The organism is Pseudoalteromonas sp. S1610 (assembly GCF_005887465.1).
GTDB lineage: Bacteria > Pseudomonadota > Gammaproteobacteria > Enterobacterales > Alteromonadaceae > Pseudoalteromonas > Pseudoalteromonas undina.
In genome coordinates this window covers 1-12,081 of sequence record NZ_PNDI01000042.1, presented here as the reverse complement: position 1 = coordinate 12,081, position 12,081 = coordinate 1, and the positions used below count along the sequence as shown (strand labels likewise).

Here is a 12,081-nt window from a genome sequence, read left to right as displayed (position 1 = left end):
CTTTTGTTTGTTTGGATGTTTATTGCGCAAGCGCTTAGTTTTAAGCACTTGCGCGGAGTGTTTTACACGGCCTTAGTCTTTATTTAACCACTGGTTGATCGTGTTATACATTTCATCTCGTAGTATTGGTTGGGCAGTTTTGCTAGGGTGTAAGTTATCGTTTTGCATTAGCTCGTTTTTTCCTGCTACTTTAAGCACAAAAAACGGCATTAAATGCGAGTTAGTGGCTTCACTAACACTGGTAAAGCTATCGGTGAACATTTTACTGTAACGTGGGCCATAGTTAGGTGGAATATATATTTCCATTAGTGCGGTTTGTGCATCTGCAGCTTGGCTTTTTTCAATTAAAGCGGTTAAGTTAGTTTGCATTTTAGTGATTGGAAAACCGCGCAGGCCGTCATTAGCACCGAGCTCAATAAGTACGTGAGTGGGTTGATATTGCTCAAGTAGCGCGTCTAATCGGCGCAATGCACCGCCGGTGGTTTCGCCGCTAATACTGGCATTAACTAAGTTGATATTGCGTTGCTCGTCATCGTATTTATCTTGTAACAATTGCACCCAGCCTTGTTCTTGTTTTAAGCCATAGGCTGCGCTTAAACTGTCACCAAGTATTAAAATCGTGTTGTTAGCTGCCGCGTGTAGTGGGTTAATAACTAAAAATAAAATGAATACACAACGTAGGATTGAATGAGTCATATGTCAGCGCTTTCTCAATTAAATATAATTCAAGTAAATGGTTTGTCTAAAGTGGTTTCCACCTTTGAAGGTGAGTTGTCCATCCTCAGCGACATCAGCTTTAATGTCAAGCATGGCGAGTCTGTTGCCGTAGTGGGCACGTCGGGCTCTGGTAAATCTACATTATTGAGCTTGCTAGCAGGGCTTGATACCGCCAGCAGTGGCGAGGTAATGTTAGATGGTGAGCCTTTGCACAAGTTAGATGAAGAAGCGCGTGCAGCACTGAGAGCCGCTAAAGTCGGTTTTGTATTTCAGTCTTTTATGTTGGTGCAAAGTTTAACCGCACTTGAGAATGTGATGCTGCCTGCTGAGCTTGCTGGCGAACACGACGCTAAAGAGCAGGCGCTCGCGTTACTTGAAAAAGTTGGCTTGAGCCATCGCATTGATCATTACCCGTCGCAGTTATCTGGTGGTGAGCAACAACGAGTTGCGATTGCTCGTGCATTTGTGGGTTCGCCTAAAATACTGTTTGCCGACGAGCCATCAGCTAACCTAGATAGCAAAAATGGCCATATGATTGAGTCATTATTATTTGATTTAAATAAGCAAAATGGCACAACGCTTATTTTAGTTACCCATGATGAAGCACTGGCGCAAAAGTGTGAACGTATTATTCAGATTGAAGCCGGTGAGCTGGTTCACAATTCAACTGAGGAAATGGCAAATGTGGGCTAAATTAGCACTTAAACTATTTTCTCGAGAGTTTCGCCGTGGTGAACTAACCGTGATAAGTGCTGCCATCGCTTTAGCGGTGCTAACGGTGCTTACTTTATCTATGGTGACTGAGCGAATCGCACAAAGTATTGCACAAAAAAGCAGTGCCTTTATTGCCGCTGATAGGGTATTGGCCAGCAACCATGCCATAGATACCGCTTATATTACTCAAGCTAAACAGCAAAACCTTGAAACAGCGCAAATGGTATATTTTGACACTATGCTGTTTGCAAACGATGAAATGCAATTTAGCTCAGTAAAAGCTGCGTCAAACAGTTACCCGCTTAAAGGCCAGTTAAAGGTTAAGTCGGGCTTAAACGCCGAAACAGAAGTTGCCCCGGGTGCACCAATCCCTGGTAACGTGTGGTTAAGTGAATCGGTTTTTTATAGTTTAAATATAAACGTAGGCGACCAAGTTGAGCTAGGTGCCGCGTTATTCAATGTGGAAAAGGTGATTGTTGAAGAACCCGATGCGCCGTTTAATGTGTTCTCTAGCAGCCGCAGGGTACTTATTAATATTGACGACGTACCAAAAACTGAAGTAATACAGCCCGGTAGCCGTGTATTTTACCGCCAGTTGTATGCAGGTGATGAAAGCGACATAAATAGTTTTTACGATTGGCTAAAACCGCAACTTAAAGAAAACCAAAATTGGTATGGTGTTAAAGACCGTCAATCGCCTATTTCAAATAGCTTAAATAGAGCTGAAAGCTTTTTGTTATTAGCCGGTTTGCTAGGGATTATTTTAGCCGCGGTTGCTATTGCAGTATCGGCTAAGCGCTATTGTGAGCGTCAATACGACCCAGTCGCAATGATGAAAACTTTAGGTGGCAGTCGCGATATGATCCGTAAAATTTACCTTATGCACTTATTAATGGTATGTACCATGGCGGTGGTTGTTGGCCTAGCTATTGGCTATGGTTTGCAAGAGATGGCCACCGGTTATTTAGCTAAAAGTATGGGTACCGAACTGCCCATGGCTGGTTTTAAGCCTTGGCTGGTGGCGATTAGTACAGGGGTTATTTGTGCGGTTATGTTCTCTATTAAGCCACTTTTAGATTTATTTGATATTCCACCGCTTAGAGTACTTCGCCGTAACTTAGGTGATCGCCTTGCGGTAAGTAAAATTCATTTAGGGCTAAGTGCACTCACCGTGTTTTTATTAATGTGGTTATTTAGTAATAACATAAAAATTACGCTTATTTTGTTTGTCTCAACGCTTGCGCTTATTTTGGTGTTATTTTTAATCTCTAAGTTAATATTTGGCGGTGGCCGCAAGCTTGGCTTAAAGCCGGGTAACAGCTGGTCTTTGGCTATTGCGTCTATTCAAAAGCGCGCCAATGTTAATGCAGTGCAGTTAATTAGCTTTTCGTTAGCGATTAAATTACTGTTATTTTTAATTGTGCTTAAAAACGATATTATTTCTGATTGGCAGTCACAATTACCAAGTGATGCACCTAATGCTTTTTTAGTAAATATTACGCAAAATGAACTGGACCCAGTTAATGAATATTTAGCACAAAAAGGCATTCAGGTGTCGGAGTTTTACCCGACTATTCGTGGTCGCGTAAATGCCGTCAACGGTGAAGCGGTTGCGCGTGAAGTGTCACTGCAAGATAACGAGAAAAAAGACGAAGAAGCCCGCTCAGGCATTGGCCGCGAGCTCAATTTAACCTGGCTTGACGAAGTCCCTTCGCAAAATGACATTATCGATGGCCAGTGGTTTGGCGATGACGCCGTTGCCGAGGCCTCACTGGAAGAGTCAATGATGCAGCGCCTCGATGTTAAATTAGGCGATACTCTTACATTTTTAATCGGTGCGCAGTCGTTCGATGCTAAAATAACCAGTGTGCGAAAAGTAAATTGGGCCACACTCAAGCCTAACTTTTTTATTATTTTAAGCCCAGATGTACTTAGCGACTTTCCGGCAACCTATATTTCATCGGTACGCATTGAACCTGAGCAAAAGCGCGACTTTAGCCAGTTATTACGTACATACCCCACCATTACAGCAATTGATGTAGATAATTTTGTTAAGCAAATACAATCGACTATTGAGCAAGTGTCGTTAGCCATTGGTTTTGTATTGGCTATTGTGGTGTTATGTGGTGCGTTGGTACTAATATCGCAGGTGCAAGCAAGCTTAGGTGAGCGCATGCAAGAAATTGTGATATTGCGTACATTAGGCGCTAAAAGTCGATTAATAAAAAATGCTACTTTATATGAGTTTTTATTGCTTGGCGGTTTAGCCGGACTGGTCGCTGCATTTTTCAGTGATATTGCACTGTTAATAGTGCAGCAGCAAATGTTTGATTTGGCGGGTAAGCTGCATCCAAATATTTGGATTATTGGCCCCGTTGCTGGTGGCGTGTTTGTAGCAGGTTTAGGTTATTTTATGATTGCCCGTACGCTCAAACAAAACACCCAAGGCTTAGTGCGCGCATTGGCGTAAACTTTTTGGCCAAATAGAGTTTAAATGCCTACTTTTTAAGTAGGCATTTTTGTTTTGGCTTGGTACTGGTAATTTATACAGTGCTCTGGCATTATTAGCATTATTAATAAATAACAATAATGAGAGTGCTGTTTGGCCATTATTTTAGGGATCGATCCGGGCTCGCGTTTAACGGGTTACGGTGTGGTTGCGCACCAAGGTGCTAAGTTTACATACTTAGGCAGTGGCTGTATTAAATTAGCCGATCATGACTTTCCCACCCGACTTAAAATGATCTACCAAGGTATTACGCAGCTTATAGAGCAGTTTTCGCCTGAAACCTTTGCCATAGAAAAAGTATTTATGGCACATAACCCCGATTCTGCTTTAAAACTTGGTCAAGCTCGTGGTGCTGCCATTGTCGGTGCCTCTATGGCCGACTTACCAGTGTTTGAATATTCAGCACGACAAATAAAGCAAGCCGTGGTGGGTAACGGTGGAGCAGATAAATCGCAAGTACAACATATGGTTAAAAATATACTTAAACTGCCAGGTACGCCACAAGCCGATGCAGCAGATGCACTCGCGATTGCGATTTGCCATGCTCACTCTGAACAAAACTTAATAAAACTAGCGGGTAGCGCAAGCAAAACCGTTAGAGGACGTCTAAGGAAATAACAATGATAGGTCGCTTAAACGGCGTGTTAGTTGAAAAACAGCCCCCAGAAATATTATTAGAAGTGAGTGGCGTTGGCTACGAAGTACAAATGCCAATGACTTGTTTTTACGATTTACCCAAAGTGGGCGACAACGCCATTGTATACACTCACTTTGTAGTGCGCGAAGACGCACAGTTATTGTTTGGCTTTAATAATAAAACCGAACGTGCCTTATTTCGAGAGCTGTTAAAAGCCAATGGTGTAGGGCCTAAATTGGGTTTAGCTATTTTGTCGGGTATGTCGGCGCAGCAGTTTGTAAGTTGCGTAAATAATGAAGACGCTACGGCCTTGGTTAAACTGCCAGGGGTAGGTAAAAAAACCGCCGAGCGATTAGTGCTCGAAATGAAAGACCGATTAAAAAATTGGGGCAACGACTTATTTACCCCATTTAGCGACAGCGCCGTAATAGAGCCTGCGAGCAATGCAACTATAGCTAATAATGCGGCCGATGATGCGGTTTCGGCGTTAGTGGCGCTCGGTTATAAATTGCCACAAGCGCAAAAAGCAGTAAAATCAGTAAGCAAACCCGATATGTCGACTGAGGTTCTAATTAAAGAATCTTTGAAATCAATGCTGTGAGTAAATTATGATCGAAGCTGATCGCTTAATAGATGCTGCTGAAAAAACCAATGAAGACACCATAGATCGTGCTATTAGGCCTAAGTTACTGGCCGATTATCGTGGTCAGCCGCATGTTAAGCAACAAATGGAAATATTTATTGAAGCTGCGCGTAGCCGCAGTGAAGCGTTGGATCATTTATTAATATTTGGCCCGCCAGGCTTAGGTAAAACCACGCTTGCTAATATTGTAGCCAACGAATTAAATGTAAACATTAAAACCACCTCTGGCCCTGTGCTTGAAAAAGCCGGCGATTTAGCTGCATTGCTTACTAATCTTGAAGAAGGTGATGTACTGTTTATTGATGAAATTCACCGCTTAAGCCCACAAGTAGAAGAAATACTTTACCCTGCAATGGAAGATTACCAGCTCGATATAATGATAGGTGAGGGGCCTGCAGCACGCTCTATTAAGCTTGATTTACCTGCATTTACCTTAATTGGCGCAACCACGCGTGCGGGCTCATTAACCTCACCACTGCGTGACCGCTTTGGTATTGTACAGCGTTTAGAGTTTTATTCTGTTGAGGATTTGTCGCATATAGTGGGGCGCTCAGCGCATTACCTTGATTTAGAAATGTGTGACGATGGCGCGGCAGAAATTGCCAAGCGCTCTCGTGGCACACCACGTATTGCAAACCGTTTATTGCGCCGTGTGCGCGATTACACCCAAGTTAAATCAGATGGTACAGTTAATGCCGAGGTAGCTCAGCAAGCCCTCGATATGATTGATGTTGATAAAAGCGGCTTTGATTACATGGACCGCAAATATTTACTCGCCATTATTGAAAAATTTATGGGTGGCCCGGTTGGCCTTGACAACCTAGCGGCTGCCATAGGCGAAGAAAAAGAAACCATAGAAGATGTGATTGAACCGTTTTTAATTCAACAAGGTTTTATTCAGCGCACGCCTCGCGGACGAATAGTGTCGGATAATGCGTATCATCATTTTGGTTTACTTCCCAAGCAAAACTAATTAGCAGCTTGAGATAGATTTATTATCCAGAGTTTAGGGTAAATACTAAAGCCATTGCCTTTTTAACGACAGTGGCTTTTTTTATGCGCAAACATTACGTATTTTACTTTGCCAATAATTCACTGAGCGTTAAGACATATCAGGCTATTGTTCGACTGCTTATTTAGCCCGAGTTGAGATGGTTTGATAAATTGTAGGCAAAAAAAAGCCCGCAAAAAATGCGGGCAAACAACAAGTTTAAGGAAGTAATCTAGGGAACTACGTTTTACTTATTGAGGTCATACCCCAAGAAGTAAAAAAGTAATACGAAATAAATCATATTACGAGGAACTGGATTCAATGAAATAGCTTTCATTTAATGCGCTAGCTCGGTATGGGAGAATAATACCGAAGCGACACAATTTGTTCAAACTAGAAAATTTATATTTTCAGATTAAAAAAACTAATAGCAGCGGTTTTTTGTTTTTGCTTATTGTTGCATGTTAATTAATCATTAATTCTATAAGTTAATGAAATGCTTTGTTTATGTATATTAACATATTAACGTTCGGTATTAGTTTTACTATTACGTTAAGGTAAGCATGTGCTGGTTATGAGTGCTTATGCATTAATTTTGAATAAACAGCGCATTTTTGTCACTCTTTAGTGAAACTAAGCGTGCTTCCATAAAGCTTTGTTGTTATTTATACAGTAGAACAAGAGTTAAGTAGTAAATATTGAGTAAAGCTGTTTTTTTAACGTTTTTTGTTGTCTATTCACAGCAATATCGTTGTCAGCAGTAAATACACTAGATACACTAGCAAAACTTTAATGGTGGCTAATGTATTGCTAAGTTACCTTACTCAAATAAATCAATTTGATGTTTTTAATTATTTAGGAGTTTAACGTGGGATCAGGGCTTAATTTTTTAGATCTAATTCTAGAAGCCAGTTTGCTTGTGCAATTAGTAATGCTAGCGTTGGTTGCTATGTCGGTTATGTCGTGGGCTATTATTTTTCAACGTAAAAAAGCCATCTCTGACGCCTTAGCAAATGCCAAAAAATTTGAGCAACGTTTTTGGTCTGGTGTTGACCTGAGTAAACTATATAACGAAATTTCATCACGCGGTGGCCAATCAGCTGGCATTGAAGCGTTATTCACTTCAGGCTTTAAAGAATTTGCACGTCATAAAAAAAATACCTTTCAAAGTGCGGGCATTGTAATGGAAGGCACACACCGTTCAATGCGGGTTGCGCTTTCTCGTGAAATTGAAAAACTAGAATCAAGCTTATCGTTTTTAGCAACAGTGGGTTCAATTAGCCCATACATCGGCTTATTTGGTACGGTGTGGGGTATTATGAATGCCTTTATTGCTCTAGGTGAAGTAAAGCAAGCAACCTTACAAATGGTTGCACCCGGTATCGCAGAGGCACTAATTGCTACAGCAATGGGTTTATTTGCGGCAATTCCAGCTGTTATTGCTTATAACCGATTTGCTAATAAAGTTGAAAAGTTAGAATCTCACTACATTAACTTTATGGAAGAATTTGCCAATATCTTACACCGTCAAGCAGCTACCCAAATAGAGGCTCAAGCGAATGTATCATCGTAAAAAGCGTCGCCCAGTCGCAGAAATTAATGTAGTACCATACATTGATGTAATGTTGGTGCTGCTTATTATATTTATGGCCACCGCGCCGTTAATTACTCATGGTGTAAAAGTAGACCTACCAAAAATGGAAGAGTCGGACTTAGTCGATACCAAGGACACGCCACCCATTATTGCCTCTATTGATGCCGATGGTAAGTATTACGTAAGTGTAGGTACCGATCCTGAAGAGCCAATGGAAGCATTAGATGTAGCCGCAGTAATTAAACTACAATTAATGAAAAACCCAGATGTACCTGTAATGATCAAAGGCTCGGGTAAAGTGTCGTATCAGGAAGTGTTACTGTTAATGGACTTTTTAAAAAATGCAGGTGTACCGTCGGTAGGGTTAATGACCGAATCCTTTGAGGGGACCAAGTAGCTGTATGAGTAGTTCACTAATTAAATCAGTATTACTGCATTTAGCGTTAGGTGGGTTTTTGTATGCGTCAGCAAACATTCATCCTCCTAAACCTAAAGTAATGGAAGTAACGCTTAATGCGGCTATTCCTGAGCCAGAGAAAGCGGTTTCGGCGGTTACGATTGATCAAAAGCAAGTTGAGCAAAAAATAGCTGAGCTTAAAAAGAAAGAAGATGATAAAAAGCGTGCTGAAGATAAACGTATTCGCGATTTAGAACGCAGAGCAGCCGATGCACGTAAACAGCGTGAAGCTGAAGCAAGGCGCATTAAAAAGCTTGAACAGCAGCGCAGAGCGAAAGAAAAAGAAACCGCAGAAGCGCAAGCACAAGCTAAAAAAGCCCGAGAAATAGAACAGCGCGAGCGAGCAAAAGCTAAGCAAGCCGAAAAGCAAAAGCAAGAAGCTGAAAACGCGGCAAAAGCAGCTGCCGATAAACGCAAAGCGGAAGAAGCGGCACTTAAAAAAGCTGAACAAGAGCGTAAAAAGCGCGCTGAAGAAGCTGAGCGTAAACGCCAACAAGCACTTCAAGAGCAAATGCTGCAAGAGCAGCTTGCCAAAGAGCAGGCGGCACGTAATAAAATACGTCAACAGCAAGTAGTGAGTGAAGTTGATAAATTCCGCGCATTAATTATGGCGCGTATTCAACAAAACTTATTAATTGATGAAAAAATGAAAAACCAGCAATGCCGCATTAATATCCGTCTTGGGTTTAATGGGCTGGTAACACAAGTTAAATCGTTAGGCGGTGATAAGTTAGTGTGTGAGGCTGCATTAAGAGCTGTTCGCATGGCCGACACATTACCGGTATCTAAAGATAAAGACGTATTCGAGCAACTAAAGAATATTAATATAACCATCGCGCCAGAGTTTTAAGGGATGACATGTTTAACAAAATTAAAATAGCCTGTTTAGTTTTAATATTAGGGTTTCAGGGTGTTGCACATGCGGCACTTGAAATTGTTATTACTGAAGGTATTGACGGCGCAAGACCGATTGCGATTGTGCCATTTAAATACCAAGGTATTGGTCCTATTCCACAGCAGCTAAGTGATGTAATTGCTGCCGATTTAATGCGCAGCGGTAAGTTTAAGCCTGTGAGTGTGTCGCAAATGCCACAACAACCTCACAAAGATGCTGATATTGATTACGGTGCCTGGGTTAATAAAGGTGTCGAGGCTGTATTGGTTGGTGAAGTAGAGCAGCAAACCAATGGACGCTATTTAGTGCGTTATGAGTTGGTTGATGTTATTCGCGGCCAAATCACTGGCGGTGAAACACAAATGATGAGCAACGGTAAGCTGGTTCAAAGCCAAGACCATATTTTAGAAGCGCGTCAAAGCGTGATTGGTGAAACCGGTTTTCGTCGTTACTCGCATCGTATTAGTGATGTGATTTATGAAAAACTAACTGGTGAAAAAGGCGCGTTTTTAACAAAAATAGCCTATGTTATTGTACGTGATACTGATGAAAAGCCGTATCAGTTAGTGGTTGCCGACTATGATGGCTTTAATGAACAAGTGTTATTGCGCTCAAAAGAGCCGCTAATGTCGCCAGTATGGTCGCCCGATGGGACTAAATTAGCGTATGTAACGTTCGAAAATCGCCAGAGCCAAATTTTTATTCAAGACATTTATACCGGTAAACGTGAATTGATCACCAGCTATAAAGGAATTAACGGTGCGCCGCAGTTCTCGCCAGACGGTAAAAAGCTACTGTTAGTGCTGTCAAAAGATAAAACTGGTGCAACTGAGGTTTACTTATTAGACTTACTAACACGTAAAGAGACGCGATTAACACGCCATCGTAGTATAGATACCGAACCTTCGTGGTACCCAAATGGTCAAGATATAGTATTTACGTCGGAAAGGGGTGGTAATGCTCAGATTTATAAGTTAAATTTAAAAACTGGCAGATCTCAAAGATTAACCTTTGATGGTGACATGAACCTAGCGGGTTCTATTTCGCCAGACGGAAAAGAATTAGTGATGGTAAACCGTACTAACGGACAGTATCATCTTGCTAAGAAAGAGTTGGCTACAGGTGCGTTCCAAGTTTTAACTCGAACTCGCCTTGATGAATCGCCGAGCATAGCGCCAAATGGCTCGATGATTATATACAGCACGCTCCATAATAATAAACAGGTACTTGCGCTAGTATCGATGGACGGCCGTTTTAAAGCACGCTTACCTGTGCTTGATGGACAAGTGAAGGCACCGGCTTGGTCGCCATATTTACAGTAATAATTGCTGGTTTACTCAAAATAGGAATCTACTCAATGCAACTTAACAAAATACTTAAAGGCCTGCTAATTGCTGTGCCAGTAATGACGCTAGCAGCTTGTAGCTCATCTTCAGATATCGATGAAAATGCAGCTAACCAGTCTAACCAAGCAACTGTTGAGCAAACAACAACTGATACAGTTGAAGTAGCAACAATGACGCCAGAGCAAAAAGCAGAAGAGCAACTTCGTCAAAAGTACGAAGCGCTTCGTCAAGAGCAAATCATTTACTTTGGTTTTGACACTGCAACGATTCAAGGTCAATACGGCGAGCTACTTCGTGCACACGCTGAGTTTTTAGTTAAAAACCCTTCTGTTAAAGTATTAATCGAAGGCCACGCAGATGAGCGCGGTACACCAGAGTACAACATTGCACTTGGTGAGCACCGTGGACAAGCAGTTGAAAAATACCTACAAAGCTTAGGTGTTTCTGCAAGCCAAATGTCAGTAGTTAGCTACGGTGAAGAGAAACCAATGGTTAAATCTCGCACTGAAGAAGCTTTCGCTAAAAACCGCCGTGCGGTACTAGTTTACTAAGATAAGAGATATTATGAAGCCGAAAATTATTTTGGCAGCCATGATATTGAGCGGGAGCACCCAGTTAATGGCTGCTCCCGCTCCTGTTTCAGAAGCTGCAAGTTCACAGTCGAGCATTGAAAAGCGTTTAGCAACCCTTGAAAGCATGATGCAACAACGTAATTTCTTACAAGTAGAGTTACAGCAACAGCTTAACTTACTGCAAGATGAAGTGAGTCAAATTCGCGGTGTTACCGAAGAGCAAAGCTATAAACTTGAAAAGGTATTGCAGCGCCAGCGCGAGCTTTATCAAGAAATAGAAAACCGTGTTAGCCAAGCATATGCTAAACCGGCTACTCCAGCGCCTACAACAGACTACACGCAACCAGGTAGCGATCAGAGCTACAGCAGTGATTTATCTGAAAACGAAGCGTACGAGCGTGCTGTTGCGCTTATAATGAAAGATAAGCGCTATGACCAAGCTATTCCAGAATTTCAAGCGTTCTTAACAACGTATCCAAATTCAGTGTACACCTCAAACGCACATTATTGGCTTGGGCAATTATTAACGATTAAAAATGACGGTGTAAAAGCAGCCGAGCATTTCAAAGTAGTTGTTAACGAATTTCCAAACTCAAATAAGCGCCCAGATGCAATGTTAAAGCTTGGTACACTTTTACAAGAGCAAGGGTTAAAGGCTGAAGCGCAAAAAATACTGAATGAGCTAATCAATCAGTACCCAAGTACAACTGCTGCTAAACTAGCCACAGATCGCTTATCAAAATAAATGTTGATGCTTGATTAGACTGCTTTTTGTCATAAGCGGTCTAAATTTGCTCAACTAGACATAAAAACTTAAAAAAAGAGACAATTTCGGTTGCACTCATTTTATAAATAAGTATTATAAGCGCCCGCAGCAAACGAATGGTAACCCCACTCGAAATGCGACAAAAAGAGCGGGTCATTAGCTCAGTTGGTAGAGCAGTGGACTTTTAATCCATTGGTCGATGGTTCAAGTCCATCATGACCCACCATTCTTTAAACTTAC

At 41.6% G+C, this 12,081-nt stretch carries 12 protein-coding genes and 1 tRNA gene; 12 read left to right on the top strand and 1 reads right to left on the bottom strand.

The window, feature by feature from the left end:
- Positions 1-72 precede the first annotated feature (72 nt).
- Positions 73-696: an arylesterase gene (locus CWB77_RS13735; RefSeq protein ID WP_138623204.1), complete on the bottom strand. Its 624-nt coding sequence runs from the start codon at positions 694-696 to the stop codon at positions 73-75.
- Here CWB77_RS13735 and CWB77_RS13730 point away from each other — a divergent pair, their 5' ends adjacent.
- The 12 genes from CWB77_RS13730 to CWB77_RS13675 all read left to right on the top strand — a co-directional run bounded on the left by CWB77_RS13730 (position 697) and on the right by CWB77_RS13675 (position 12,067).
- Positions 697-1,410, top strand: coding sequence for an ABC transporter ATP-binding protein (locus CWB77_RS13730; protein ID WP_010392805.1), 714 nt, complete (start codon positions 697-699; stop codon positions 1,408-1,410).
- The gene (locus tag CWB77_RS13725) at positions 1,400-3,901 is read left to right on the top strand and encodes an ABC transporter permease (protein ID WP_138623202.1); all 2,502 of its coding nucleotides are present in this window, start codon (positions 1,400-1,402) and stop codon (positions 3,899-3,901) included. The genes CWB77_RS13730 and CWB77_RS13725 overlap by 11 nt, the downstream gene beginning before the upstream one ends.
- Before the next feature lie 132 nt (positions 3,902-4,033).
- Entirely contained in the window at positions 4,034-4,558 is a 525-nt protein-coding gene (ruvC, locus tag CWB77_RS13720; RefSeq protein WP_008114131.1) for a crossover junction endodeoxyribonuclease RuvC, read from the top strand.
- A gap of 2 nt (positions 4,559-4,560) precedes the next feature.
- Positions 4,561-5,178: a Holliday junction branch migration protein RuvA gene (ruvA, locus tag CWB77_RS13715; RefSeq protein ID WP_010392800.1), complete on the top strand. Its 618-nt coding sequence runs from the start codon at positions 4,561-4,563 to the stop codon at positions 5,176-5,178.
- A 7-nt stretch (positions 5,179-5,185) separates the two neighbouring features.
- Positions 5,186-6,193, top strand: coding sequence for a Holliday junction branch migration DNA helicase RuvB (gene ruvB, locus CWB77_RS13710; RefSeq protein WP_010392799.1), 1,008 nt, complete (start codon positions 5,186-5,188; stop codon positions 6,191-6,193).
- A gap of 886 nt (positions 6,194-7,079) precedes the next feature.
- Positions 7,080-7,784: a protein TolQ gene (gene tolQ, locus CWB77_RS13705; protein WP_010392797.1), complete on the top strand. Its 705-nt coding sequence runs from the start codon at positions 7,080-7,082 to the stop codon at positions 7,782-7,784.
- Entirely contained in the window at positions 7,771-8,202 is a 432-nt protein-coding gene (gene tolR, locus CWB77_RS13700; protein ID WP_010392795.1) for a protein TolR, read from the top strand. The genes tolQ and tolR overlap by 14 nt, the downstream gene beginning before the upstream one ends.
- A gap of 4 nt (positions 8,203-8,206) precedes the next feature.
- Positions 8,207-9,112 (top strand): cell envelope integrity protein TolA, encoded by a 906-nt coding sequence (gene tolA / locus CWB77_RS13695; protein WP_138623200.1) that lies wholly within the window; start codon positions 8,207-8,209, stop codon positions 9,110-9,112.
- Positions 9,113-9,120: 8 nt separating this feature from the next.
- Positions 9,121-10,479: a Tol-Pal system beta propeller repeat protein TolB gene (tolB, locus tag CWB77_RS13690; protein WP_010392790.1), complete on the top strand. Its 1,359-nt coding sequence runs from the start codon at positions 9,121-9,123 to the stop codon at positions 10,477-10,479.
- Between the two features lie 35 nt (positions 10,480-10,514).
- Positions 10,515-11,054, top strand: coding sequence for a peptidoglycan-associated lipoprotein Pal (pal, locus tag CWB77_RS13685; RefSeq protein ID WP_010392787.1), 540 nt, complete (start codon positions 10,515-10,517; stop codon positions 11,052-11,054).
- A 13-nt stretch (positions 11,055-11,067) separates the two neighbouring features.
- Entirely contained in the window at positions 11,068-11,820 is a 753-nt protein-coding gene (gene ybgF, locus CWB77_RS13680) for a tol-pal system protein YbgF (protein WP_010392784.1), read from the top strand.
- A gap of 171 nt (positions 11,821-11,991) precedes the next feature.
- Positions 11,992-12,067, top strand: a tRNA-Lys gene (locus CWB77_RS13675).
- The last annotated feature ends 14 nt before the right edge of the window (positions 12,068-12,081 follow it).

Coding starts and splice junctions, on each gene's coding strand:
- CWB77_RS13735 (WP_138623204.1), bottom strand. CDS start 696: ATGACTCATTCAATCCTACGTTGTGTATTCATTTTATTTTTAGTTATT.
- CWB77_RS13730 (WP_010392805.1), top strand. CDS start 697: ATGTCAGCGCTTTCTCAATTAAATATAATTCAAGTAAATGGTTTGTCT.
- CWB77_RS13725 (WP_138623202.1), top strand. CDS start 1,400: ATGTGGGCTAAATTAGCACTTAAACTATTTTCTCGAGAGTTTCGCCGT.
- ruvA (WP_010392800.1), top strand. CDS start 4,561: ATGATAGGTCGCTTAAACGGCGTGTTAGTTGAAAAACAGCCCCCAGAA.
- ruvB (WP_010392799.1), top strand. CDS start 5,186: ATGATCGAAGCTGATCGCTTAATAGATGCTGCTGAAAAAACCAATGAA.
- tolR (WP_010392795.1), top strand. CDS start 7,771: ATGTATCATCGTAAAAAGCGTCGCCCAGTCGCAGAAATTAATGTAGTA.
- tolA (WP_138623200.1), top strand. CDS start 8,207: ATGAGTAGTTCACTAATTAAATCAGTATTACTGCATTTAGCGTTAGGT.
- tolB (WP_010392790.1), top strand. CDS start 9,121: ATGTTTAACAAAATTAAAATAGCCTGTTTAGTTTTAATATTAGGGTTT.
- pal (WP_010392787.1), top strand. CDS start 10,515: ATGCAACTTAACAAAATACTTAAAGGCCTGCTAATTGCTGTGCCAGTA.
- ybgF (WP_010392784.1), top strand. CDS start 11,068: ATGAAGCCGAAAATTATTTTGGCAGCCATGATATTGAGCGGGAGCACC.